This window comes from Pseudoalteromonas tetraodonis, assembly GCF_002310835.1.
Taxonomy (GTDB): domain Bacteria; phylum Pseudomonadota; class Gammaproteobacteria; order Enterobacterales; family Alteromonadaceae; genus Pseudoalteromonas; species Pseudoalteromonas tetraodonis.
In genome coordinates this window covers 389,794-413,258 of record NZ_CP011041.1, presented here as the reverse complement: position 1 = coordinate 413,258, position 23,465 = coordinate 389,794, and the positions used below count along the sequence as shown (strand labels likewise).

The following is a 23,465-nucleotide window of genomic DNA, read 5'->3' as shown; positions in this document are numbered from 1 at the left end:
TTCGTTAAACTATTAAATAATTAATAATTGATAGACGCTGTAAATTAAAATAGATGAGGAATACCTATTAAACTACTTAAAAAAATAATGCAGTTTTCAATCATATTGCTTCTGGTTTTTGTTGTCGTTGGATTATTGTTACCACAAAATTATCATGTGCAAAAAAGTATAAAAATTAATGCACGCGCTCCCGTAATAAAGTCATTAGTGGAGGACTTTACCCAGTGGTATAAATGGTCGCCGTGGCAACAAATAGACCCTAATATTAAGTTTAATATTGGAGAACCGAGCTCTGGCGCAGGAGCCTACCAATCTTGGGAAGGTAAATGGGGCAAAGGCGAAATGACAATATCGTCATTAAGCGATAATGAAGTTGTATTTAGTGTGTTATTTAATCAAGAGCATATTATCACTAGCAAATTACTATTTAGCCCGCACACAAAAACCGTCACGTGGCATATAGAAGGACAAGCAACGATGCCGCTTATTTCTGGGTACGTTGCTATATCTGCTGAAAATATATTAGGTAATATAGTGACCCTAGGATTAAATAACCTAAAAACGGTCGCTCAACTCAGTGATGCACAAGCAATAATGGAAAGCCATGACAGTCAAAACCGCACAAGCCAGGATTAAACTTGCCAATATTATTGAGTCACTGCTAGGTTACTCGGTCACAAAAGTGAGCAATACGCCTGCCATTGATGAAAAAACCTATAATCCTCAAGGTAAAGCCAAATCGCTTTATAGTATTAATAGCGAGCATTCAATTTTAGCGCGTGCTCAAAAACGACAAGACTTACTACTGATTAAACAGCAACAAAATATTGAGACTATTTTAGCCTTAGCAATGGAGTTTTGTCCTGATGTTGCTTGCGCTAAGCAGCCCGATGCTGATTGGGTGGAGCACTTTATAGCCTTATGTGAAGATACCTCAAATCAATCTATGCAAGTGTTGTGGGCAAAAATTTTTACTGGCGAAACCATTAGCCCAGGTACTTTTTCTATTAAAAGTTTACAAACACTTAAGCACATGACCCAGCGCGAAGCCGATTCATTAAGAAAGTGCGTGTCTATTTCTGGATATAACGAAAAGGATAGCAGCCACCTAATATTCTTGGGGTATTACAAAAAACCCTCATTATTTGATTTACTAGGTAAAGGCAATAAAGTGTCATTAAGCATAGGTAAAAGCGGCGTGAGCTTTCCAGACGTACTAACTTTAATGGATTTAAACTTGCTGTATCGTAAAGAAATAGAGTCAGCGGCATTAAAAGTAGGACAAGAGTTCACCCTATCCTTTTTATCACAAAAACTAACCTTAAAAGCAAAAAGTAACGATTTGGTGCTTAGCTATTATAAGTTTACTCAAACAGGTGATGAACTATTTAGATTAATGAACTACCCGATTAACAAGGTGTACAAACAGTTAATTGGTTCAGCATTTGAAGGGGAGTTTGAATTAGTTTGGCATTCTTTAAAATAGCAAACAGAGATGACTAAAGCGTGTGTTAGCTTTTAAAAATAAGAGCCACACAAGGTGGCTCAAAATAATACTTTAATTAAAAGTGAACCTGAATACCGGCAAACGGACCCGATGCATCAATATCAGTATTAATATCATCGACATCATCAAGTTCTAAAACCATAGAGCGGTAGCCCGCTTTAACCGCAACATCAACCGCTAGGTTATCAATAAACTCCCAAGCAATACCCATTTGGTAATCTTGTACTTTACTGTCATCTATGGCTAAAAAGCTGCCTTCAGCAAAAACACTTAAACCACTAAATGGTAAACCCGCTTCAAAACGTCCATATACTAACGGCACAACACCAGAGAACTCTTCGATTTCAGTAAAGTTAGCGCCACCTTGTTGTGATGTACCTGTTACAACAAGCTCACCATCAAACTGCTTAGCATTAAGACCTAAATCAATTGAGATTAAATCGTTATCAAAAATCTCGTAGTAAAAAATATAATCAATGTGCGATAAGTCAGTCACTGAATTAACATCAGTGCCAACAATATAATCAGTACCGTTAAAACTAAATGTGTCTTCAAGCACTGTTGAGCCGTTTAATTCAAGCTCAGTGTATTTTAACTTTAAGTTTGGCACTAATGGCACTGGGTGCTCAAGCGCAGCGTAATAACTTACAAAGGTTTCATCTTCAAAGTTGAAGTTTTGCAGGGCGTTATTGTTATCAGAAAAGCTACCGTCATTATCTGCTTTCCAACCATCAACCCCTACATATAAACCCAATACAGTGTCGGCTTGTGCTACAGGGGCTAAACATGCCATTGATAAGGCTGCTGCTATACAATACTTTTTCATTTTTTATCCTTGCGCTAATAATTCGCTAAGTTCAATTAGTGCCGCATTGGCTCTAGAAATATAATTTGCCATAACAAGTGAATGGTTGGCGACATAACCAAATCCATTACCGTTTAAAATCATTGGGCTCCATACCGTTTCTTGGGTTGCTTCAAGCTCGCGAATAATTTGTTGCAAGCTGACACGGGCGTTCTTTTTATCAAGCACATCGGCAAAATCATATTCAACCGCCTGTAAAAAGTGCAGTAAAGCCCAAGTGGCCCCACGTGACTCATAAAATACATCATCAATTTCCCACCATGATGTTTTTATTTGTTGTTGTAAAGGCGTATAGGTGGCCTGTGTATTTGAAGAGTTACCGGCGAGGTCAGTGTTAACCTTATCTTGACCCACGCTTGCACTTAAACGCTGACTTAAGCTGCCTAAACGCTTTTCAGCTTCTTTTAACCAACTGCGTAGGTTATCTGCACGAGAGTAAAATTGGCTATCGCGCTCATGCTGATTGGCTATTTGAGAACGATATACCATTAAATAATCAATTCCTTTTTGGTATTCACCCTCAGCACTTGGCCATGCCCATGCTTCAGAGCTGATATTAAATTGTGGCTGAGCTTTTTTGAGCGCTTCGTGTTCAGTTGATTGCGATTGTGAGCGGCTAAAATCTTTTCGCATAGACAACGCTAAATCACGCACCATTTCCAGCGCACCATACTCCCAGGCCGGCATATTGTCCATTATTACGCTCGGTGGTAGCACATCATTTGATAAGTAACCGCCTGATTTAGTTAAAAGCGTATCAGCTACAGTGATGAGTGTTGAAGTTGTTACATAACCTGTGACTAGTTTTTCACTGCGTTGCTGCGCTTGTTGCTTAGCATTTTGCACAACATCAAAACGTGAAGGCTCTATACTCCAGTACACTGCAATGGCGTAAAACACGACAAATAACAGTACCAGTGCCGTTATTATTTTTCCTTTATGCTGTGACATTTATCCTCCTAATGATGACTATGATCTTTCGATGCTTTTACCGGCTCTGCTTGTGAGGCTAACGAAACGACTTTTGCATTGGTAAATACTCGGTTCCCGTCTTCAAAATATAGCGTGAGTTTACGTTCTTGACCTACTTTTAACGGTTCTTGTGGTTCAAACACCATTAAATGATAGCTGCCTGGCTTAAAATCGAGTTGTTGGTGAGCTTTAATACGCAATGATTCGACTTTTTGCATTTTCATCATACCGTCAGCGTGAACGTGCTCATGAATTTCAACACGCCCTAGGCCATCAATTGTCGCTTTAGTCAAGGTTGCTGGTACATTGCTGTGGTTTTTAATACTAAAGTAAGCCACACTGGCTTTGGTTGCCGGCAAAAACTCTCTTACTTGCGCATGTGTTACTTGTAGCTGCGCAACAACACTATCGTGTTCATGTCCTTCGTGCGCCATTAACGAAGACGAAAAAACACCCACCATTAATGCACTTGCTATCGAAATACATTGTTTAATCATCAGTAAAATCCTTGTTAAAACAAAAAAATATAGTTCAAATTTATCATAATTCCCCTATGTTAGGCAGCTAATTTAAGCTCAAGAGACGACTTTTTTGTTATCTGCGATTAACCAACACAGCCCTGCTACAAACAATAACGGCCAAGCAATCATCAATGATCCGAATAAAAAAGCTAAAATAGTACCAGCCAGTGCCACCATCGCCGCTCCAACTAACCCCATCGTCACTAAAGCAACAATCGCAATAAAAACGATAATAGCAACTAATGCACCAATGAGCTCTATACCTGTCCAGCTAATATCTGAGATCCATAGCGGAAACTGCCACACATCAAAGTGAATAATTGAACCGCTATTAATTAAAAACAACGCAACAATAACTAGGCACACGGCGAATGTTTTCATGCTGCTCTCCTTACACTGCTTTTTCTTCAAGGCAACAGTGAGCAATTAAATAACCTAGCGCCACTGCAAACGGAAAACTTAAAAATAATAAAACAGTCACTAAGCGAGTAGACCATACCGGAAAGTCTAGTCGGTAAGCTAACCCACTACAGACGCCTGATATTTTTTTGTTAAGCGTATTTTTGTACCAACGACGGTGTGTATTAAAACTATTCATAACAATCTCCTTAAGCTGTTTGTTTATTAGCAGTATTTAAACTTGCTTTTAAACTAGCCAGTTCTGCATCAATTTTTTCATTTTTAACCAGTGACTCAATTTGCATAGCTGTATTGCTCGCAGTATCTGTGAGCTCATACGCTTCAACTTGCGACTCTACACTTTCAACGCGGCGCTCTATTTGCTCAAATCGTGATAAGGCAAAAGCCACTTTATCGCTTTGTAGTTGCGTATTTATTTTTGCCCTTGCCTCAACTACGTTTTCACGCTTTGCAAGTTGTGCTTGCTTTGCTTTTGCCTGCGTCATTTTTTGCTGTAAGCGCTCACAGTCTTCTGTGATTTTTACAATCGATTGCTGCAATGTTTCAAGCTGTGTTTGTAGGCACTTGATACTTTGTTCAACAGTGTGTTTTTCGGCTAATGCTGATTTAGCTAAATCGTCACGATTTTTTGTCACAGCATGCTCAGCTTTTAATTGCCAATTTGCGAGCGCTTGCTGTTTGTTACTTATTTGACGTTTAATGCTCTTTTCTTCACATAAAAGTGCAGCTGCCGTACTACGACACTCATTAAGCGCTTCTTGCATTTCAGTAAGCATTAAATTGAGTAACTTTTCTGAGTCTTCTGCTTTATCAAGCATAGCTACAATATTTGCTTGAATGACGTCGTTTACGCGGTTAAATATGCCCATGTTATTCTCCTGATGATTTTTATTTATACATCAACAGGATTCCAAGAGTTATGCCAACAACTTAAAATGGTTTTATTTTCATTAAATATCATGTAGTTAAGTTATTTTAAGTAGGTAAATTAATGACTCGCCACTGAATGAAATTAAGTCGAATTGGCTAATAAATTAAACTTTTGACCAAAATTTGGGATCAAAAAAAGCCACCTGAGGTGGCTTTTTTCTATACAGAGGATCTATTATTCGGGTACGTAACTTAGTGCTTTATCCATAACACTCAAATCAGCTTGCTTGCCATGGCCATTTTCAGATAAATGGCGTCTAAAACCACGCGCACCGGGTTGTCCCTGAAAAATACCTAACATATGGCGAGCAACATGCCAAAAGTTAGCGCCTAAACGCATCTCTTCTTCAATGTAATCATACATAGAGCGCACAACATCATGACGTGTCTGAGTATTAGCAGCATCACCATATATTTTTTCATCAACTTCATTTAGCATAAATGGATTGCTGTAAGCCTCTCGCCCAACCATCACTCCATCTATGTACTGTAAATGCTCAAGGCTTTGCTCAATGGTTTTAACACCGCCATTAATACTTAAATCAAGTTGTGGATAATCTTTTTTAAGCTGGTAAACGCGGGGGTAGTTAAGCTCAGGAACTTCGCGATTTTCTTTTGGACTCAATCCTTTTAGCCATGCCTTACGGGCATGAATAATAAAATCATCACAGCCTACTTTATGCGATGCTTCAATAAGCGCACATAAAAATTCATAGGAATCTTGCTCATCAATACCAATGCGCGTTTTTACCGTAACAGGAATACTGACTACACTTTTCATTGCAGCAACACACTCTGCCACAAGCTCGGGCTCTGCCATTAAACAGGCACCAAAACGCCCATTTTGCACACGATCAGACGGACAACCTACGTTAAGGTTTATTTCATCATAACCGCGGTCACCTGCAAGCTTGGCACACTGTGCTAGCGCTTGCGGATCTGAGCCCCCCAGCTGCAGCGCTACTGGGCCTTCATGTTGATTAAAGTGCAAATAGTCGCCACGGCCAAACAAAATAGCACCTGTGGTGATCATTTCAGTGTAGAGCACGGTGTGCTTTGTCATTTTACGATGAAACGTACGACAATGGCGATCAGTCCAATCGAGCATGGGGGCAACAGAAAAGCGTCGATTTAAAGTACGTTTATCCAAAATGTAGTCCTCAAAAATTTATAATTTAAGCACAGCTTAAAAGGCGCTGCATTTTACACAAAAGCCCCATGCGCAGCAATATTAAGCAAACACCTGCAAGCCAAAGTATTGTGCGATACCATTTAAAATATTCGTTACTGCGACTGAGCTTAAAATTAACCCCATAATTCGGCTAATAATACTTGCCCCACTATCACCTATTATTTTATGTACATGCGTAGCAAGTAATAACAAAATAAGTACCACCACTAAAACGGCCAGCATCATTGATGAGGTAATCATTTGTTCAACCCAAGTATATTCTTCATTACGCGTCATTAATACCGCACCTAACATAGCGCCTGGGCTTGCAATTGAGGGTATAGCCAGCGGAAAAATAGCGGTTTCAGTGCTATCGCGAACACTTTTAATTTCAGCTTCGGGTTTACTTTCACCAAACGTCATGGAGAGTGCAAAAATTAATAAGATCAACCCACCGGCTATTTGAAATGCCGATAGTGGAATCTCAATCACATTGAGTAATTGCTCACCGGCAACCACAAAAAATAACAGTACTAAAGCAGATACACCCACTGCTTTAAAAATTACTTTACGCTTAAACTTGTCGTCATCACCCCGAGTTACGGCGATAAAAACCGGAATTGTGCCGATTGGATCGATAACTGCAAAAAAGAAAATAAATATGGCTAATAGTTCATGCATTAATGAATACCTTTTCACAAAAGCGGTTAATAAAACGCTGCAACTACAATACAGTATGTTAGTATATCACGGCAAAGTAAGGATGAGAGAAGATGAATATAGAATCACTCGTAAGTAAAGCAAAACAAGTATGCGACAACCGTGGTGCGCGATTCACACCTATTCGCGAAAAGGTATTTCGTTTATTAGCAAGCGCTCAAGGTGGTGTGGGTGCATACGATTTGCTAGAGCAATTAAAAGTCACTGAAACAGGCGCAAAACCTGCGACAATTTATCGTGCTTTAGACTTTTTAGCAGAACTCGGTTTTATTCATAAAATTGAAAGCACTAATGCATTCATGTTGTGTCATCACTTTGATCATATTCATCCTGTTCAATTACTAATTTGCGATACATGTGGGTTTGTTAAAGAGCTGCATTCAACAGTAATTTCACATGAGCTCAATAACTTAGCAGCCGAAAGTGGCTTTGTAGTTTCTGGGCAAACCATAGAAGCACACGGTAAATGTGACGCTTGTCGAGCATAGCTGAGCGACTATAGCTATACTTTACGTATACCCTCTATCAGTACCAATTTAAGGATATATAATATGAATGTAGAGTTCATTAATCCCTTTTTATCTTCTTTGATGAATGTATTGAGCACCATGGCTCAAACTCAGTTAAAACCAGGTAAACCTCGCATTAAAACCGATGAAGTAGCCTGTGGTGATGTATCGGGATTAATTGGTATGGTTGGCCCCCAAACTCGCGGTTCATTTTCAATAACCTTCGACGAAAGTTTAGCGCTGACTATAATGGAACGTATGTTAGGTGAGCGACCTGACAGCGTAAATGAAGAAGTCACTGACATGGTCGGCGAAATAACCAATATGGTCACCGGTGGTGCTAAAAACCTATTAGGTGAAAAAGGCTATGACTTTGCCATGGCAACCCCCATTGTTGTGTCTGGTAAAAACCATACTATTACGCATAAAAGTGACGGCAAAAAAATTATTATGCCATTTACCAGTGATGCAGGTAATGCAAACATTGAAGTGAGCTTCGATAAGCTATGAGCTGGTCGCAAACCACGATTACATTAAAGCCTCGCTCGCGGGGCTTTCACTTAATTGATAACGACATACTGACTAAACTCCCACAGCTGAGCCAACTAAAAATAGGGTTATTACACTTATTTATTCAACACACCTCTGCCAGCTTAACCATTAATGAAAATGCCGATCCGACCGTGCGTATGGATATGGAAAGCCACTTCAATCAGTTTGTACCTGAGCGCCAGCCTTATTATCGTCATGACTATGAGGGCGATGATGATATGCCTGCTCATATTAAAACCAGCACTTTAGGTTGCGAGTTAACGATACCTATTAATAATGGTCAATTAGCGCTGGGGACTTGGCAAGGAATATACTTAGGCGAACATCGCGACCATGGCGGGGCTAGGCGAATTATTGCCACTTTGCAAGGCGAAACGTTTTAGAGCTAGGTTTTAGGTTTTAGGTTTTAGGTTTTAGGTTTTACAACACAGATCGTTCGCATCCATTGAGTACTTCAAATCTAATAAAAATTATATAAATTAAATTTATAATGATTCACATGTGGATTATTGTTTGCTATTTAAAAATGAATATCTGGAAAGTAAATAAGATTGGAGCGGTACACGAGGCTCGAACTCGTGACCTCGACCTTGGCAAGGTCGCGCTCTACCAACTGAGCTAGTACCGCATTATATGAAGATTCTAGGTCCTAGGTTCTAGGTTCTAAGTTCTAGGTTCTGTCAAAATTAAACCTTGTTCCTTTCGCCTTTCATCTTGAATCTTTATTTCTACTACAATTTCTTTTGGTGAGAAATTGGAGCGGCACACGAGGCTCGAACTCGTGACCTCGACCTTGGCAAGGTCGCGCTCTACCAACTGAGCTAGTGCCGCATTATATCAATTTTAACTTTTCATCTTGAACTACAATTTCTTTGGTGAGAAATTGGAGCGGCACACGAGGCTCGAACTCGTGACCTCGACCTTGGCAAGGTCGCGCTCTACCAACTGAGCTAGTGCCGCATTCAAAAGTCAAAGCTCAAACACACTAACCCCGCGGGGGTTATCGTCTTGAGCGGGGCAGGATTCTACAATAATTAGGGTGCTTTGCAAGTATTTTTTATAAATTAAAAAACTTTTCTCGGTAAACCTTTAATTCCATAATCGAATCTTTAATGTCGTCTAACGCTAAATGTGACCCTTTTTTATTCACTTGAGCCAATACATCTGGTTTCCAACGACGAGCAAGTTCTTTAATGGTACTTACATCTAAATTACGGTAATGAAAAAAGTCTTCAAGCTCACGCATATACTTATTCATAAAACGACGATCTTGGCCAATCGAGTTACCACACATGGGTGAAGCACCCGCTGGCACCCATTGCTTTAAAAACGCGAGGGTTTGCTCAACGGCATAAGCTTCATCGAAAGTACTTGCCTTACAACGCGCTGTAAGCCCTGATTTGCCATGCTGAGTTGTACACCACTCATCCATACCATCAAGTAGTTCATCACTTTGATGAATGGCAATGGTTGGGCCTTCGGCTAATATATTCAGATCAGCGTCAGTGACAACAGTTGCAATTTCAAGTATTTTGTCAGTCTCTGGTTCAAGTCCGGTCATTTCCAGATCGAGCCAAATTAAATTTGATTTATTAATAGTCATAATTACCTTAAACGGTGCTTTTCTTTAGATCCAACGCATTTCGATATATCATATTAGCATCAACCGTCGAGCTAAAGCTTTTTTTGGCAAACTCGGCATTTAACTCAGGTTATAGGCCTCAAGTGGCAAAACAGAAAAAATTAAGTAAAGGCCAATCCCGTAGGATCAAGGCCAATCATCAAAAGCGCTTATCGAATGCCGATACAAAACCGGCAAAAGTCGGCGCGCAAGAATGGCAAACAGATAATTTAGGTCAAGTGGAAAATGCGATTGTTATTAGCCGCTTTGGACAACATGCCGATGTAGAAACACAAAACGGTGATGTATTACGTTGTAATATTCGTCGTACCGTATCGAACTTGGTTTGCGGCGATGAAGTATTGTTTCGCCGTGCAAAAGTAAGTGAAGGTGATTTAGCGGGTGTTATTGAAGCAACTCAAGAGCGCCGTTCACAACTCACGCGCCCCGATTTTTATGATGGGGTTAAAGTGATTGCCGCTAACATTGATCAAATTTTAATGGTTTCAGCGGTACTGCCAGAGTTTACCCCGAGCATTATTGACCGCTATTTAATTGCCTGTGAAGACATGGGTATCGAACCCATTTTAGTACTGAATAAAATTGATTTAATTGATGAAGCTGGTTTAAACGAAATACAACAAATCCTCGACATTTACCGTAAGCTTAATTATCAGGTGCTGCTAGTTAGTAATATAACTGGCGAAGGCATTAATGAGTTAAAAGAAGTACTTGCGGGCAAAAACAATATTTTTGTTGGTCAAAGTGGCGTGGGTAAATCTACCTTAGTTAACACTGTACTGCCGGATGCTGAAATTTTGACTAAAGAAGTGTCTGAAAACAGCGGGCTTGGCCAGCACACCACCACGGTATCACGCCTTCATCATTTACCGAGCGGGGGTAATTTAATTGACTCACCGGGAATTCGTGAATTTGGCCTATGGCATTTAGATGTTGAACGCGTCACTTGGTGCTTTAAAGAATTTAGAGAATTTATAGGCGGATGCCGGTTTAGAGATTGTAAACATTTAAACGATCCGGGCTGTATAATTAAACAAGCGGTAGCCGATGGCGATATTTCAAAATTACGCTTTGAAAGCTACCACCGTATTTTAGAAACCATGGCCGATGGCCGTGCAGGCGCTCGTGCGCCCCGCGTATAATAAGGGAATAACCTGTGAGTTTAGATAAATTTAAAATCGCCATGCAGTATGCCATGCCAAAACACTTTATTTCTCGTGTGGTAGGTAAACTTGCTGCAGCAAAAGCCGGTGCGTTAACAACCACATTAATTAAATTATTTATTAAACAATATAAAATAGATATGAGCGAAGCTAAATATTCAGATCCGGCTCATTACAAAAGCTTTAATGAATTTTTTACCCGTCCGTTAAAAGACGGTGTGCGTCCTATGGTTGAAGATGACGATATTATTATTCATCCAGTAGACGGCGCAATTAGCCAACTAGGCGACATTGTTGATGGTCAACTTATTCAAGCTAAAGGCCACGATTACAGCTTACAAGCATTGTTAGGTGGATCACAAGACGACACAACCCCGTTTTTAGGCGGTAAATTTGCAACTATTTACTTAGCCCCAAAAGATTACCACCGTATTCATATGCCAATTGATGGCACGCTAAGCAAAATGATTTATGTACCGGGCGATTTATTTTCAGTAAACCCACTTACCGCTCAAAACGTACCAAATTTATTTGCCCGTAACGAGCGTGTAGTGGCTATTTTTGAAACTGAAATTGGCCCGCTAGCTATGGTTTTAGTAGGCGCAACCATTGTTGCCAGCATAGAAACTATTTGGGCTGGCACAGTGACTCCACCAGCTGGCAGTGATGTGTTTAGCTGGAACTACCCAACTAAAGGCGAAAACGCGATCACCCTTAAGAAAGGGGAAGAAATGGGTCGCTTTAAATTAGGCTCAACGGTTGTGCTCGCATGGGGTGCGAACAAAGCAGAAATATTAGACGATCAACTCCCAGAGGTAGTTACTCGTTTAGGCACTGCCTTTGCAAAAATTGATGATTAATAGGTAGTGTCAGTTCGAGCTTAAAAAAACACCGCGTTTATTTTCAATAACCGCGGTGTTTTCTTGTAAACGTAGAGCTTACTCACGTTAAAAGCCAAGCTTTTCATTACTCATACCCGCCACACTCTTTACACGCTAAATCCTTAGTCATCTTAAAATGCTGTTGCTTTAAGCTTAATGCGTCAAACGTTATAAACATATTCCCCTTAAAATGACCTAACAACATATTGAGGGTTAATTGTGCCTGCATTGACCCAACAATCCCAAGTAAAGGGCTAATTACCCCGGCATTACTACAATTTATAACCGGTGCATCGCTACTTTGAGGGAAAACACAGCCGTAACATGGACTGTCACTTTGTCTAAAATCAAACCCCATTAATTGCCCTTGAGTTGCCAGCGCAGCCCCTGTAATTAAGCGAGTGTTATTAGCAATGCAATAGCGATTTACCGTGTATCGAGTCGCAAAGTTGTCAGAGCAATCAAGTACTATGTCGGCGTTTTTTAAGAGCAACGCACTGTTGGTATCATCCAGCTTTTGAGTGTGGGTTATTATATTTATTTGATTGTTAAGGCTCGCAAGCACTTTTCCAGCCGCGCGAACTTTGTTTTGCCCCAAATGATTTACTTTATAAAGCACTTGGCGCTGCAAGTTAGACAGTTCAACTACATCGTCATCAATTAAAATAAGCGACCCAATGCCAGCTGCCACTAAATACAGCAGCGCAGGACTACCTAAGCCACCTGCACCAACTACGGCAACCGTTGAGCGTTTCAGCGTTAACTGCCCTTCAAGCCCCACTTCATCAAGTAATATGTGGCGGCTATAACGCAAGATTTCTTTGTCGCTGAGCTGCTGCGTTTGCATGTTAGCAGGCATTCTCATTTATCACCGATTTTAAAGTATTGATTGCCTCTACATAATCATCAGCCTCGGTAATAGCACGCACCACGGCTACACTGCCCACGCCCGTTTTAGCAACCTCTTGCGCCCTATTTAAATCAATTCCGCCAATAGCCACTGTAGGATAGCTTTGCATTAATGGCACAAACCGAGTTAGCTTTTCAAGCCCCTGTATCTGGCCAGTCATGTCTTTGGTGGTGGTAGGATAAATCGCGCCAAAGGCCATGTAGCTTGGGCGGTAATTATGCGCCCGAAGCATTTCATAAAAGCCATGGGTAGAAAGACCAAGTCGCAGGCCTGCTTCTTTTATAGCAACTAAGTTTGCACTCTCTAAGTCTTCTTGCCCTAAATGCACCCCATAGGCGCCATGTTTGATGGCAAGTTGCCAGTAATCATTTATAAATACCTGCGCATTATACTGCTCACCCAAGGTGACCGCTTTGGCAATCAGTTCATCTAGCTCATTCTGCGTTTTATTTTTAACACGAAGCTGAGCTGTTTTAATTCCTTGCTGTAAGCACTTTTCTAGCCATTCAATACTATCAACCACACCATAGAGGCCAAGCTTTTTACTTTCACAGGCTGCAAAATCAGCAGCCATATTAAAATCAAGCGGCACATCAAAATCCAACTCATCACCTAACCAGCTACCCGGTTCAATCACCTGAGGGTAATGCGCTAAATTGGTAGGAAACTGCGTTTGTGCAACCGGCCCTATGCCCTCGCCATAGCGAACTGATTGCTTTAAACCTTGGTTTATATAGGCTTTAGCTAAAATAAACGCATCTTTTAACGGATAGTCTTTTGCAAGACACGCAGCAATTACTGACGCCATACTGCACCCTGTACCATGGCTATGAGGAACTTGAATTTTTTCATTACCTAGCCAATAGTCTTCACCGTTTTGTGTGCAGTAATCAATGCAATACCCGCTTGGGTAATCCCAATGTCCGCCTTTAATCACCACCGCTTTTGCGCCCCACGCCATCAGCTTACTCGCCGCTTCTTTAATCGCTGCAGGGCCAATTAAATACACACCCGTTAATAACTGGGTTTCGTGGGTATTTGGGGTAATTACATCCACCAGCGGTAGTAAACATTCTTTTATCGCACTTACGGTGTCTTCTTCTGTTAGTAAGTCACCGCTTGAGGCAATAGCCACAGGGTCATACACAATAACCGGCGGGGTTGGCCATTTGGCTTTGTAATGGCTTATGTGCTCACTAATTAACTGAATTTGCTGCACATTGGCAAGCATACCAATTTTTATCACTTTGGCTTTCATGTCTTTTTCAAGTGCAAGCAACTGGGACTCAATAATATCGGTAGACACTGCATTAATGGCCTCTACACCTAAGCTATTTTGAGCGGTAAGCGCGGTGATTGCTGTACAACCATGCACACCAAAACTTTGCATTGCCTTAATATCGGCTTGAATACCCGCGCCGCCGCCAGAATCAGAGCCAGCAATTGTCCACACTACGTTTGTCATATTTTTCTTTCCTTACTGCTGATGCCAAAATGGCATACCCATTGTTGGGGTTGAGGGGGTTGCAACGTCTTTTTCGGGCATTGCTTTGGCATTGTATGCAAAGCGCCCTGCCTCTACCGCAGCTTTAAATGCACGGCTCATAGTCACTGGGCAACCCGCCCCTGCAATGGCTGAATTTAATAATACAGCATCATACCCTAATTCAAGTGCTTGGCAGGCATGCGATGGTAAACCTAACCCGGCATCAACAATTAATGTTGTATTAGGCAGGCGTTCTCTAATGGTTTTTAAATTATAACTATTTAACAATCCTTTACCGGTGCCAATAGGCGCGCCCCACGGCATTAGCACCTCACAGCCTAATCCATTCAAGCGCTGACACAGCACTAAATCATCAGTGCAATAAGGCAGTACTTTAAACCCATCATCAATCAATATTTTTGTGGCTTCAAGTAATGCAAAGGGATCGGGCTGTAAATTATAGTCATCGCCTATTAATTCAAGTTTTATCCAATCGGTAGCAAATACTTCTCGGCACATTTTAGCTAGGTTAATAGCCTCTTTGACGCTGTGGCATCCGGCAGTATTAGGCAGTATTTTTAAACCGGTGTTTTTAATTAATTGCCAAAAATCATTCCCTGCCGCCGCGTTTTGTTGTCGTCTAAGTGACACGGTGACTATCTCAGCACCTGAGGCTTTAATCGATTGCGTCATGATATCTGGTGACGGATATAACGCAGATCCAATTAACAAGCGACTATTGATTGGTTCACCATAAATTGTTAAACAGTCTTTGCTTTGCATAGCACTATCCACCTTGGATAGGTGACAATAACTCAATACTGTCACCTTCATTTATAACAACGTGGCTATGGCGACTCTGAGGAATAAACTCTCCATTTACAGCCACGGCATAAGGCGCCATCGCACCCACGTTTTTTACTATTTCCAGCAGCGCATGGCTAGTCACATTTAAAGGCTCACCATTAATTGTAATGTTCATTTAATACTCACTCTATTTGCGATAATGCTTGTGCCACAAGCGCGGGTGCCAACATATAGCCGTGGCGATATAAGCCATTGATACTGATAACCTTGCTCGTTTTTTTTACCTGTGGGCGATTATCGCTAAACGCTGGGCGTAAGCCTGTTTGAATATTTAATAATCGCGCTTCGGCAAAGCCACTATGAACAGTGTAGGCCGCTGATAATAGTTCAAGGGTTGAGCGCACAGTTGCAGGACCTGTATCTTGCGATTCGATCTCCGTTGCCCCTATGACATATTCATGATTAGGTTTAGGTGCAATATAAATAGGGTAACGCGGATGCATTAAACGCACAGGCCGCGTTAAGTTAACCTCAGGGGCGTATAACCTTGCCACTTCCCCGCGCACGCCTCGAAGTGGCTGATCTTGTTTGGCTCCAAGCCCTCTGCAATCAATAATGTAATCAAACTCTCGATTATTCACTTTATTATCAAAGATGCTGGCGCGTTGATTAAACACAAACTTTACTTTGCGCTTATTTAGCAACCTAAAGCTGGCTTTATAAAAGGCTTGGTTATCTATTTGCGCTTCACCGGATAAAAATAGCCCTTGATTAAAACGCCCTGTAAGCTCAGGTTCTAAATCCGCTATTTGCTGCGTATTAACCGCTTTGGCACTAAAATTTAGTAACGGCTTTATTCGCTGTGCAAAACTTTGTAAGTCGCCTTTATCCTGCGGGTGAGCAACCACTAAGGTGCCCTGCTGTTGAAAGAACACCTCACTGTTTAACTCATCTAAAATAGCAGGCCAGCGAGCAATAGAATCTACTCCCAATAGTGCTAAATCATGTTCACACATAACCGACTCAGCTAGTGGTGCCAGCATAGCCGCCGCCACTTTACCCGCACTATTTTGAGTATGCTCGTCATCAGCTTCAAATACAGTAATACGGTGCTGCTTACTTAACTCAAGCGCCGCCAACCGCCCCGCTAAACCAAAGCCCACCACAGCAATGTCATAAAACATAAACACTCCTACATTTAGCTGCGAGCTGCGGGTCTCTGGCTTCGAGCAACAAGATGTTAAGATAAACATTTCGCTACTCGATGCTCGCAACTCGCAACCTATTTTATATTGCTTTATGGTAAATCTCTGAGCCTGTTTGTTTAAACTCTTCAGATTTAGCTTTCATCTCGGCCTCTACATCAACCATTTTGATTTCAATGGCATCACCCACGTTATTAGGATCAATACCGCGCGCTTCTAGATCTTTGGCGTAGTCACGTACTTCTTGGGTTATTTTCATCGAACAAAATTTAGGACCACACATGGAGCAAAAGTGGGCTACTTTTCCTGATTCTTGCGGCAGTGTTTCATCATGGTATTCACGAGCGCGAACAGGGTCTAAACCAATGTTGAATTGGTCGTGCCACCTAAATTCAAAGCGTGCTTTTGATAAAGCATTGTCTCGCTCTTGTGCACCGGGGTGACCTTTGGCTAAATCGGCGGCATGAGCAGCAATTTTATAGGTGATAAGGCCTTCTTTAACGTCTTCTTTATTTGGCAAACCTAAATGTTCTTTCGGTGTTACATAACACAGCATGGCACAGCCATACCAAGCTATTTGCGCAGCCCCAATCCCTGAGGTTATATGGTCATACCCTGGTGCAATATCTGTGGTGAGTGGGCCTAAGGTATAAAAGGGCGCTTCGTCACAATGTTTAAGTTGCTCTTCCATATTGGCTTTGATCATATGCATAGGCACATGCCCAGGGCCTTCTATGAACACTTGTACATCATGCTTCCAAGCTATTTTAGTCAGTTCGCCTAAGGTACGAAGCTCACTAAATTGCGCTTCATCGTTAGCATCAGCAATAGAGCCTGGGCGAAGGCCATCGCCTAATGAAAAACACACATCGTATTGTTTTAAAATTTCACAAATATCTTCAAAATGCGTGTATAAAAAGTTTTCTTTGTGATGAGCTAGGCACCATTTAGCCATAATAGAGCCACCGCGCGATACAATGCCTGTTACGCGTTTTGCTGTCATAGGCACATAGCGCAGCAGTACACCAGCATGAATAGTAAAGTAATCAACACCTTGCTCGGCTTGCTCAATCAGCGTGTCACGAAATATTTCCCACGTTAAGTCTTCAGCTACGCCATTTACTTTTTCAAGGGCCTGATAAATGGGTACAGTACCAATAGGGACTGGCGAATTACGCACTAGCCATTCGCGGGTTTCGTGAATGTAGCGCCCAGTTGATAAATCCATTACGGTGTCGGCACCCCAACGGGTTGACCACACCATTTTTTCAACTTCTTCCTCAATGGATGAACCCACTGATGAATTACCTATATTGGCGTTAACTTTAACTAAAAAGTTGCGACCAACAATCATAGGTTCGGTTTCTGGATGATTAATATTGTTAGGTAAAATAGCGCGACCACGCGCTATTTCAGCACGCACAAATTCAGGAGTAATAAACTCAGGAATACTCGCGCCAAACGATTCCCCTTTATGTTGTGCCGCGAGAAGCTCTTCACGTATTTGCGCACGCCCCATGTTTTCACGTATCGCTACATATTCCATTTCTGGGGTAACTATCCCTTGGCGGGCATAGTGCATTTGCGTTACGTTTTTACCCGCTTTTGCACGGCGAATTTTTGGTAAATGCTCAAAGCGAATATGATCAAGCCCATCGTCAGCCATACGCTGCTGCGCAAACTGTGAGGTAACTGACTCAAGTACTTCAGTATCACCACGGCTTTCAATCCACTGCTCACGGTATTTATCAAGCCCTTTACGTACATCTAATTCAAAATTAGGATCGGTATACGGGCCAGATGTATCGTAAACACGCAGCGGCTCATTTGACTCATACACAGGGTTTTCATCTGTGCCACCTATGAATGTATCGCTTAATGTTATTTCGCGCATACCCACACGCACGCCTTGCTGGGTTCCTTCAACATACACTTTATGAGAGCTTGGAAATGGTTGACCCGTTAGGTTATAAATATAGTCAGATGCAGCAGCACGAGTTTCTCGGCGCGACGATTTGTTTGTAGTGTTTGACATGACTTACCTCATTGCTTAAGGGTTGTCTTGCCAGATATTCCAATGGAATAGAGAAAGATCGTAAAGTAGCTTTATGCCACTTTGCAGCCTAAATTGACGGGTTTGATTTTGTTGTACGCATAAAAAAAGACGCACAAGCGTCCCGTTTAGGCAGCTTGTTCCCTACGCAGGTATTAACCTGATCAGGTTCACGGATCCCGCTTTCGCGATCTCAGCCTAAATAAAACTTAGGCACTCCGACAAGTAGTTAAATTGTTCGTTGATTTGATAATGTTTTAATCAAATCTGCTATGAGTGTACGCCAGTTGAAAATTCCCTGCAAGGGGCTGTTTTTCAAAATGTGTAAAATTTACTTAGGGATAAACACAAATTTTTGCTCGCCTTGCATCACCAATTTTTGGTCTTGCAGGTTAAGCTCGGCACCTTGCTTAAGCGCTTGTAAAAACTGCTGTTCAAACTCATCCAGTTCAGGGCCGCATGATTTGCGTGTCATACCTAATTTACTTACGCTCAAGCTGCTATCTTCAAGCGAACCTTCACCAAAAAACTTATTGCATCCGGCAAAGCCATTTATTTGTAGCGCTTCTATAAAGCTCATTGATGCTTTAAAAGATGCGGGAATAGCCAAACCATCAACCTTTGATAATTGCCATTGTGTATATTTTAGCTGCTCAGTGGTAACTGTCCCTGTTGATGCGCAACCAACACATAAACCGATTACGAGCATCGGTATTGCTGCTAATTTCATGTTACTACTAACTTATTGTCTAATTAATGTAATAGTATCAATATTTGTCAGGTTTATCCGTTAAAAATGCATATTTTAAATGTAAATTTTTGTTTAAAATTCATGCTATTTAAAACTATGCAACGGCTTGGAATAAGTTATCTATCTGTGGTGGTAAAAATGGCCGACCTTTCTCATTAACCGATGTACCAATAACTAAGGCATTGAGCATCATTTTTTCATCTTCTTTGCGCACTACCGTTTGTTTAAATGCAAACTTAAGACGACTAATACGCACAGGCTCTACCGCCACATAAAACTCATCTCCAGGCAATAGGGAATGTTTGTAATCCATTTCACTGCGTATCACCACTAAGTTAATTTTATCTTTCGCAAGTTGTGCAAAATCAACGCCGTGTGCGTATAAAAACTCGTGGCGAGCGTGCTCAAGATAATTAAAATAAACACTGTTATTCACAATACCTTGTAGGTCACATTCGTAGTCGCGTACCTTAAAGTCTACTTTAAAGGTCATATTAGTAATCCAAATTATTTAACGTATAATTGCCGCGTTTATAGCACAAGTGTTGAAATAATTGCTACCATACAAGTCCCTAAAATGGAGTTAAGTAACCTAATGAACTTACGTTTGTCTTTAATTACAGCCACGTTATTACCCCTGCTCGCAGCACCTATATATGCTAACGCAGATGACACCGAACTAGAGAAAATCATTGTTACCGGTGACTTTCAGCAAGAAAGCATTCAAACATTAAGCGCCAGTGCCAGCTTATTTTCTGAAAATGAAATGAATCAACGTGGTGCAACGTATTTAGACGAAATGTTAGCCAGTGCAGCCAATGTAAACTTTGCTGCTGGTGCGTCTCGCGGTCGTTATATTCAAATTCGCGGTGTCGGTTTACGCTCGCAGTTTGTTGACCCGATAAACCCATCTGTGGGCTTAGTAATTGACGGTATTAATTATTCAGGCTTAGGTGGTAGTTCATTATTGTTTGATATTGACCAAGTAGAAATTTACCGTGGTCCACAAGGTACGCGTTTTGGTGCAGATGGCATGGCGGGCATGATCCAAATGCAATCAGCTAATGCAACCAGCGATCCTAGCTTAAAATTACATTTAGGTGCTGGCACTTATAACAGCCACGAAGCAGGCCTTGCCGCTAGTACAGGCTTAACAGATGACACCAGTGCCCGCGTTAGCTACTTTCGCAGAAAGTCTGACGGCTACGTAGACAACCTTTATTTAGATAAACCCACTCAAGATCAAGATGAGCAAGTTGCACGCTTTAAATTAAACAGCCAACTCACAGCTCATTTAAATTCAGAACTTAACCTGCATTATATTGATATTAATAACGGCTACGATGCATTTACTCTTGATAATTCTCGCAACAGCCTTGCTGATCAACCAGGCGAAGATAATCAACAAAGTTATGCTATTGGCCTGAATAATACTTACACTGGTTTTGATGCCTTTGATGTCAACTTAAACCTTTCAGCCATTGATACAGAACTTTTTTATAGCTTTGATGAAGACTGGGTGTGTAACGATACTAATAAGCCGCAATTATGTGCCGCCGGTTTGCATCCTGATGGTTATAGTTCAACAGATATTTATAGCCGCGATCGTGATGATCAAGCGCTCGATCTGCAATTTACTGGTAAAGCAGGTAACTGGGTTGCGGGTATTTATTATCAAAACCGTGATGTGGATTTAGAGCGTCAATATACGTGGTTAGCCAACCCGTTTGCTTCAACCTATGAAACTAATAACATTGCAGCTTATGGCCAATTAGCCACAGCAATTGGCCCAAAAACTACGCTTATTACTGGTTTACGAGTTGAGCAATATCAAGGAGATTACACCGATAGTAACGGTTTTATTGAAGAAACTGACGATATTATGCTCGGTGGTAAAATTGCACTTGAATACCAAGTTATTGACCGTACCATGATTTACACCAGTATCACCCGCGGTTACAAAGCTGGTGGTATTAATTCAGAAGCGCTAGCAAAAGCAAAAGATGAAGGTTTAAGCTTAGATGCTGATTTTTTCAAACAGCATACCAGCTTTGATCCAGAATACTTGTGGAGTGGTGAGTTTGGCGTTAAAGGTTCATCGCTAGATGACAAGTTTACCCTGCGCTTAGCGGCATTTTATATGCACCGCGATAATATTCAATTAAAGTCGTGGCAAGTATCAGATCAACAATTTACCGGTTATGTCGCCAATGCCAGCTCTGGCAGCAACTACGGTCTTGAAATTGAAGGCAGCTACTTACTTACTGATAATTTACTCATTAGCGGTAGCGCTGGCTATTTAGATACGAAAATAAACGACTTTGTCACTAAGTCGGGCTTAAACCAAGATGGCCGCGAGCAAGCACAAGCGCCTAAATACCAATACGCATTTAGTGCACGCTACAATGTTACTGATGAGCTATATGCAATGTTAGGCGTTGAAGGAAAAGACGATTATTACTTCTCAGACAGCCATAATGCACAAGCTCCAAATACAAACTTAGTAAATGCGAGCCTTGGTTACGAAGCAGAAAACTGGGCTGTTCGTGCATGGGCACGTAATGTGTTTGATGAAACCGTTCCAACTCGCGGTTTTGAATTTGGTAACAACCCGTTAGATGGTTATACAAGTCAAACTTACATTCAACTAGGTGAGCCACGTGTGGCCGGCGTTACGTTTACGCTTAATCTGTAATACAGCGAACCAGTTGTCAGTTCGAGAATAGAAAACACCGCGTTTAATGCAAACGCGGTGTTTTTTATCTGATAGCTGACCGCTAAAAGCAATTAGCTGCTTTAAGCTCTGGTCACATCAAACGCAATCACTTCTTTTATTTTTTGTTTATTGGTTGCTAGCATCACGAGTCTATCAATCCCTAATGCAACCCCCGCACATTGCTCTAAACCATGTTCCAATGCCGCAATTAAACGCGTATCCATAGGAACTTGCTTTAAGCCGTTAGCAGCACGATAGGTGTTGTCTTCGTTAAACCTTTTTGCTTGTTCTTTAGCATTAGTGAGCTCATTAAAGCCGTTAGCCAGTTCCATATTTTTATAATACAACTCAAAGCGCCCTGCTACTCGCTCATCGTGCTCACAAATTTGTGCCAGTGCCGCTTGTGATGCCGGAAAGTGATACACAAAACATGGCTTATCTTGTCCTATTGTTGGCTCTACTTTCATACAAAATAATAATTGCAGCAAGGTATCTTTATGAGTCTCGTTTTTAGCAATATCAGCAAAGCCATGTTCGCATGCGAGTTGTTGTAACTGCGTGATAGATACAGTTAATGGATCGACCCCTAACGCGCGTTCAAATGCCTGTTGGTAGGTAACGCGCTCTGCAGGCGCAACCTCAAGAATGAGCTGCATTAGCTCATCTATTTCGTCCATTAAAGCAAATTCGTCAAACCCAGGCCGATACCATTCAAGCATAGTAAATTCAGGATTATGATGACTGCCCGCTTCTTCATTTCGAAATGCCTTACAAAGCTGAAAAATAGCGCCTGAGCCGGCCGCTAACAAGCGTTTCATCGCAAACTCTGGAGATGTTTGCAAAAACAGGGGTAGCCCACCAGCATGGCCTGGGCCCACAAATGTAGTATTAAAGCTGGCTAAATGCACATCGGTTACACTGGCAGCACTTAAACTCGGTGTTTCGACTTCCATTACATTACGCTCATAAAAGAATTCCCGAATGCTGCGCATAATTGCTGCGCGTTGCTTAAGTATTTCTATGCTGGCACTCGGCTTCCAAAGATCTGCTGACATATTTTCTCCAAAAAAAATCCCAGCTTAAGCCGGGATTTAATTAATAAGACGCGTTGCTGCTTACTTAACACGGCTCACGTATTCACCATTACGAGTGTCTACTTTAATTACTTCGCCAATTTGTACGAATAATGGAACACGTACTACAGCACCTGTGCTAAGCGTTGCTGGTTTACCACCTGTGCCCGCTGTATCACCTTTAAGGCCCGGATCAGTTTCAGTAATCTCAAGCTCAACAAAGTTTGGTGGAGTTACAGCAATTGGGCTGCCGTTCCATAATGTAATAGTACATACATCGTTTTCAACTAACCATTTTCCAGCATCGCCCAGTGCTTTTTCGTCAGCAGCGATTTGTTCAAATGTTTCATTGTTCATGAAATGCCAAAATTCACCGTCTGTATATAGGTACGCTAAATCGGTATCCATTACATCAGCACCTTCAACCGATTCACCCGATTTAAAGGTTTTTTCAAGTACCTTGCCAGAGATAAGCTTACGGATACGAACACGGTTAAACGCTTGGCCTTTACCCGGTTTTACCATTTCATTTTCTAAGATACTGCAAGGTTCGCCGTCCATCATAATTTTTAGGCCGCCCTTGAACTCGTTGGTGCTATAATTCGCCATCG

The 23,465-nt window shown here is 41.4% G+C and carries 27 protein-coding genes, 3 tRNA genes and 1 riboswitch; of the genes, 8 read left to right on the top strand and 22 right to left on the bottom strand.

Annotated elements, in window-relative coordinates; genetic code table 11:
* Window positions 1–87 precede the first annotated feature (87 nt).
* Together PTET_RS01915 and PTET_RS01910 are read left to right on the top strand one after the other, a co-directional pair.
* Window positions 88–636: an SRPBCC family protein gene (locus PTET_RS01915; protein WP_024601349.1), complete on the top strand. Its 549-nt coding sequence runs from the start codon at window positions 88–90 to the stop codon at window positions 634–636.
* Window positions 605–1,486 carry a TIGR03899 family protein gene (locus PTET_RS01910; RefSeq protein ID WP_013463975.1) on the top strand — a complete coding sequence of 294 codons (882 nt, stop codon included), beginning with the start codon at window positions 605–607 and terminating at the stop codon, window positions 1,484–1,486. The genes PTET_RS01915 and PTET_RS01910 overlap by 32 nt, the downstream gene beginning before the upstream one ends.
* 76 nt (window positions 1,487–1,562) lie before the next feature.
* On the opposite strand, the gene PTET_RS01905 is transcribed toward PTET_RS01910, so the two are convergent.
* The 8 genes from PTET_RS01905 to PTET_RS01870 all read right to left on the bottom strand — a co-directional run bounded on the left by PTET_RS01905 (window position 1,563) and on the right by PTET_RS01870 (window position 7,067).
* Window positions 1,563–2,333 (bottom strand): TIGR04219 family outer membrane beta-barrel protein, encoded by a 771-nt coding sequence (locus tag PTET_RS01905; RefSeq protein WP_024601350.1) that lies wholly within the window; start codon window positions 2,331–2,333, stop codon window positions 1,563–1,565.
* 3 nt (window positions 2,334–2,336) lie between these two features.
* Window positions 2,337–3,323, bottom strand: a complete 987-nt coding sequence (locus tag PTET_RS01900) for a DUF2333 family protein (protein ID WP_013463973.1) — start codon at window positions 3,321–3,323, stop codon at window positions 2,337–2,339.
* Between the two features lie 8 nt (window positions 3,324–3,331).
* Window positions 3,332–3,841, bottom strand: a complete 510-nt coding sequence (locus PTET_RS01895) for a copper chaperone PCu(A)C (protein WP_096038114.1) — start codon at window positions 3,839–3,841, stop codon at window positions 3,332–3,334.
* Window positions 3,842–3,919: 78 nt separating this feature from the next.
* On the bottom strand, window positions 3,920–4,246 hold the full coding sequence (locus PTET_RS01890) for a hypothetical protein (RefSeq protein WP_096038113.1): 327 nt from the start codon (window positions 4,244–4,246) through the stop codon (window positions 3,920–3,922).
* 10 nt (window positions 4,247–4,256) lie between these two features.
* Window positions 4,257–4,463, bottom strand: a complete 207-nt coding sequence (locus PTET_RS01885; protein ID WP_013463970.1) for a PspC domain-containing protein — start codon at window positions 4,461–4,463, stop codon at window positions 4,257–4,259.
* A gap of 10 nt (window positions 4,464–4,473) precedes the next feature.
* Complete coding sequence (locus tag PTET_RS01880) at window positions 4,474–5,154, bottom strand: PspA/IM30 family protein (protein ID WP_096038112.1); 681 nt, start codon at window positions 5,152–5,154, stop codon at window positions 4,474–4,476.
* 236 nt (window positions 5,155–5,390) lie between these two features.
* Window positions 5,391–6,323 carry a tRNA dihydrouridine(20/20a) synthase DusA gene (gene dusA / locus PTET_RS01875; protein ID WP_244186381.1) on the bottom strand — a complete coding sequence of 311 codons (933 nt, stop codon included), beginning with the start codon at window positions 6,321–6,323 and terminating at the stop codon, window positions 5,391–5,393.
* A 123-nt stretch (window positions 6,324–6,446) separates the two neighbouring features.
* Complete coding sequence (locus tag PTET_RS01870) at window positions 6,447–7,067, bottom strand: MarC family protein (RefSeq protein ID WP_008115498.1); 621 nt, start codon at window positions 7,065–7,067, stop codon at window positions 6,447–6,449.
* 92 nt (window positions 7,068–7,159) lie between these two features.
* On the opposite strand from PTET_RS01870, the gene PTET_RS01865 reads away from it, so the two are divergent.
* From PTET_RS01865 to PTET_RS01855, 3 genes are all read left to right on the top strand, one after another.
* Entirely contained in the window at window positions 7,160–7,594 is a 435-nt protein-coding gene (locus PTET_RS01865) for a transcriptional repressor (RefSeq protein ID WP_013463967.1), read from the top strand.
* A 63-nt stretch (window positions 7,595–7,657) separates the two neighbouring features.
* Complete coding sequence (locus tag PTET_RS01860; protein ID WP_013463966.1) at window positions 7,658–8,125, top strand: chemotaxis protein CheX; 468 nt, start codon at window positions 7,658–7,660, stop codon at window positions 8,123–8,125.
* Entirely contained in the window at window positions 8,122–8,550 is a 429-nt protein-coding gene (locus PTET_RS01855; RefSeq protein ID WP_013463965.1) for a secondary thiamine-phosphate synthase enzyme YjbQ, read from the top strand. The genes PTET_RS01860 and PTET_RS01855 overlap by 4 nt, the downstream gene beginning before the upstream one ends.
* A 169-nt stretch (window positions 8,551–8,719) precedes the next feature.
* Here PTET_RS01855 and PTET_RS01850 read toward each other — a convergent pair.
* The 4 genes from PTET_RS01850 to orn all read right to left on the bottom strand — a co-directional run bounded on the left by PTET_RS01850 (window position 8,720) and on the right by orn (window position 9,770).
* Window positions 8,720–8,795 (bottom strand) — tRNA-Gly (locus tag PTET_RS01850).
* A 127-nt stretch (window positions 8,796–8,922) separates the two neighbouring features.
* A tRNA-Gly gene (locus tag PTET_RS01845) sits at window positions 8,923–8,998 on the bottom strand.
* Window positions 8,999–9,051: 53 nt separating this feature from the next.
* Window positions 9,052–9,127: transfer RNA gene (locus PTET_RS01840), tRNA-Gly, on the bottom strand.
* Between the two features lie 97 nt (window positions 9,128–9,224).
* On the bottom strand, window positions 9,225–9,770 hold the full coding sequence (orn, locus tag PTET_RS01835; RefSeq protein WP_008115490.1) for an oligoribonuclease: 546 nt from the start codon (window positions 9,768–9,770) through the stop codon (window positions 9,225–9,227).
* A 122-nt stretch (window positions 9,771–9,892) separates the two neighbouring features.
* Between orn and rsgA the strand changes: the two genes are divergently transcribed.
* Entirely contained in the window at window positions 9,893–10,951 is a 1,059-nt protein-coding gene (gene rsgA / locus PTET_RS01830) for a small ribosomal subunit biogenesis GTPase RsgA (RefSeq protein ID WP_013463964.1), read from the top strand.
* A gap of 14 nt (window positions 10,952–10,965) precedes the next feature.
* Complete coding sequence (gene asd / locus PTET_RS01825) at window positions 10,966–11,832, top strand: archaetidylserine decarboxylase (protein ID WP_016900290.1); 867 nt, start codon at window positions 10,966–10,968, stop codon at window positions 11,830–11,832.
* A gap of 106 nt (window positions 11,833–11,938) precedes the next feature.
* Here the strand turns inward: asd and PTET_RS01820 are convergent, their stop codons facing one another.
* The 8 genes from PTET_RS01820 to PTET_RS01785 form a co-directional block, all read right to left on the bottom strand.
* Window positions 11,939–12,718: a HesA/MoeB/ThiF family protein gene (locus PTET_RS01820; RefSeq protein WP_013463962.1), complete on the bottom strand. Its 780-nt coding sequence runs from the start codon at window positions 12,716–12,718 to the stop codon at window positions 11,939–11,941.
* A complete protein-coding gene (gene thiE / locus PTET_RS01815; protein ID WP_013463961.1) occupies window positions 12,702–14,228 on the bottom strand; it encodes a thiamine phosphate synthase in 1,527 nt (508 codons plus the stop codon). Before thiE ends, PTET_RS01820 begins: the two co-directional genes overlap by 17 nt.
* 12 nt (window positions 14,229–14,240) lie before the next feature.
* Entirely contained in the window at window positions 14,241–15,032 is a 792-nt protein-coding gene (locus PTET_RS01810; RefSeq protein WP_013463960.1) for a thiazole synthase, read from the bottom strand.
* Window positions 15,033–15,036: 4 nt separating this feature from the next.
* Window positions 15,037–15,231, bottom strand: coding sequence for a sulfur carrier protein ThiS (thiS, locus tag PTET_RS01805; RefSeq protein WP_013463959.1), 195 nt, complete (start codon window positions 15,229–15,231; stop codon window positions 15,037–15,039).
* A gap of 7 nt (window positions 15,232–15,238) precedes the next feature.
* Entirely contained in the window at window positions 15,239–16,240 is a 1,002-nt protein-coding gene (locus PTET_RS01800) for an FAD-dependent oxidoreductase (RefSeq protein WP_013463958.1), read from the bottom strand.
* A gap of 103 nt (window positions 16,241–16,343) precedes the next feature.
* On the bottom strand, window positions 16,344–18,296 hold the full coding sequence (gene thiC / locus PTET_RS01795; RefSeq protein ID WP_013463957.1) for a phosphomethylpyrimidine synthase ThiC: 1,953 nt from the start codon (window positions 18,294–18,296) through the stop codon (window positions 16,344–16,346).
* 142 nt (window positions 18,297–18,438) lie between these two features.
* A riboswitch (TPP riboswitch) is annotated at window positions 18,439–18,545 on the bottom strand.
* A 100-nt stretch (window positions 18,546–18,645) separates the two neighbouring features.
* Window positions 18,646–19,044 carry an META domain-containing protein gene (locus PTET_RS01790; RefSeq protein ID WP_013463956.1) on the bottom strand — a complete coding sequence of 133 codons (399 nt, stop codon included), beginning with the start codon at window positions 19,042–19,044 and terminating at the stop codon, window positions 18,646–18,648.
* A 115-nt stretch (window positions 19,045–19,159) separates the two neighbouring features.
* The gene (locus tag PTET_RS01785; RefSeq protein WP_096038110.1) at window positions 19,160–19,558 is read right to left on the bottom strand and encodes an acyl-CoA thioesterase; all 399 of its coding nucleotides are present in this window, start codon (window positions 19,556–19,558) and stop codon (window positions 19,160–19,162) included.
* A gap of 102 nt (window positions 19,559–19,660) precedes the next feature.
* Here PTET_RS01785 and PTET_RS01780 point away from each other — a divergent pair, with 102 nt between their 5' ends.
* Window positions 19,661–21,760 carry a TonB-dependent receptor gene (locus PTET_RS01780; protein WP_013463954.1) on the top strand — a complete coding sequence of 700 codons (2,100 nt, stop codon included), beginning with the start codon at window positions 19,661–19,663 and terminating at the stop codon, window positions 21,758–21,760.
* A 101-nt stretch (window positions 21,761–21,861) separates the two neighbouring features.
* Here the strand turns inward: PTET_RS01780 and epmA are convergent, their stop codons facing one another.
* Both epmA and efp read right to left on the bottom strand, forming a co-directional pair.
* A complete protein-coding gene (gene epmA / locus PTET_RS01775) occupies window positions 21,862–22,836 on the bottom strand; it encodes an elongation factor P--(R)-beta-lysine ligase (RefSeq protein WP_013463953.1) in 975 nt (324 codons plus the stop codon).
* Between the two features lie 60 nt (window positions 22,837–22,896).
* Window positions 22,897–23,463, bottom strand: coding sequence for an elongation factor P (gene efp, locus PTET_RS01770; RefSeq protein ID WP_010390517.1), 567 nt, complete (start codon window positions 23,461–23,463; stop codon window positions 22,897–22,899).
* Window positions 23,464–23,465 lie beyond the last annotated feature (2 nt).

Coding starts and splice junctions, on each gene's coding strand:
- PTET_RS01885 (WP_013463970.1), bottom strand. CDS start 4,463: ATGAATAGTTTTAATACACACCGTCGTTGGTACAAAAATACGCTTAAC.
- PTET_RS01915 (WP_024601349.1), top strand. CDS start 88: ATGCAGTTTTCAATCATATTGCTTCTGGTTTTTGTTGTCGTTGGATTA.
- thiC (WP_013463957.1), bottom strand. CDS start 18,296: ATGTCAAACACTACAAACAAATCGTCGCGCCGAGAAACTCGTGCTGCT.
- PTET_RS01910 (WP_013463975.1), top strand. CDS start 605: ATGACAGTCAAAACCGCACAAGCCAGGATTAAACTTGCCAATATTATT.
- PTET_RS01905 (WP_024601350.1), bottom strand. CDS start 2,333: ATGAAAAAGTATTGTATAGCAGCAGCCTTATCAATGGCATGTTTAGCC.
- PTET_RS01810 (WP_013463960.1), bottom strand. CDS start 15,032: ATGCAAAGCAAAGACTGTTTAACAATTTATGGTGAACCAATCAATAGT.
- PTET_RS01880 (WP_096038112.1), bottom strand. CDS start 5,154: ATGGGCATATTTAACCGCGTAAACGACGTCATTCAAGCAAATATTGTA.
- PTET_RS01865 (WP_013463967.1), top strand. CDS start 7,160: ATGAATATAGAATCACTCGTAAGTAAAGCAAAACAAGTATGCGACAAC.
- efp (WP_010390517.1), bottom strand. CDS start 23,463: ATGGCGAATTATAGCACCAACGAGTTCAAGGGCGGCCTAAAAATTATG.
- PTET_RS01890 (WP_096038113.1), bottom strand. CDS start 4,246: ATGAAAACATTCGCCGTGTGCCTAGTTATTGTTGCGTTGTTTTTAATT.
- PTET_RS01800 (WP_013463958.1), bottom strand. CDS start 16,240: ATGTTTTATGACATTGCTGTGGTGGGCTTTGGTTTAGCGGGGCGGTTG.
- PTET_RS01820 (WP_013463962.1), bottom strand. CDS start 12,718: ATGAGAATGCCTGCTAACATGCAAACGCAGCAGCTCAGCGACAAAGAA.
- orn (WP_008115490.1), bottom strand. CDS start 9,770: ATGACTATTAATAAATCAAATTTAATTTGGCTCGATCTGGAAATGACC.
- PTET_RS01790 (WP_013463956.1), bottom strand. CDS start 19,044: ATGAAATTAGCAGCAATACCGATGCTCGTAATCGGTTTATGTGTTGGT.
- PTET_RS01900 (WP_013463973.1), bottom strand. CDS start 3,323: ATGTCACAGCATAAAGGAAAAATAATAACGGCACTGGTACTGTTATTT.
- PTET_RS01780 (WP_013463954.1), top strand. CDS start 19,661: ATGAACTTACGTTTGTCTTTAATTACAGCCACGTTATTACCCCTGCTC.
- PTET_RS01870 (WP_008115498.1), bottom strand. CDS start 7,067: ATGCATGAACTATTAGCCATATTTATTTTCTTTTTTGCAGTTATCGAT.
- dusA (WP_244186381.1), bottom strand. CDS start 6,323: ATGCTCGATTGGACTGATCGCCATTGTCGTACGTTTCATCGTAAAATG.
- PTET_RS01785 (WP_096038110.1), bottom strand. CDS start 19,558: ATGACCTTTAAAGTAGACTTTAAGGTACGCGACTACGAATGTGACCTA.
- epmA (WP_013463953.1), bottom strand. CDS start 22,836: ATGTCAGCAGATCTTTGGAAGCCGAGTGCCAGCATAGAAATACTTAAG.
- PTET_RS01855 (WP_013463965.1), top strand. CDS start 8,122: ATGAGCTGGTCGCAAACCACGATTACATTAAAGCCTCGCTCGCGGGGC.
- thiS (WP_013463959.1), bottom strand. CDS start 15,231: ATGAACATTACAATTAATGGTGAGCCTTTAAATGTGACTAGCCATGCG.
- PTET_RS01860 (WP_013463966.1), top strand. CDS start 7,658: ATGAATGTAGAGTTCATTAATCCCTTTTTATCTTCTTTGATGAATGTA.
- PTET_RS01895 (WP_096038114.1), bottom strand. CDS start 3,841: ATGATTAAACAATGTATTTCGATAGCAAGTGCATTAATGGTGGGTGTT.
- thiE (WP_013463961.1), bottom strand. CDS start 14,228: ATGACAAACGTAGTGTGGACAATTGCTGGCTCTGATTCTGGCGGCGGC.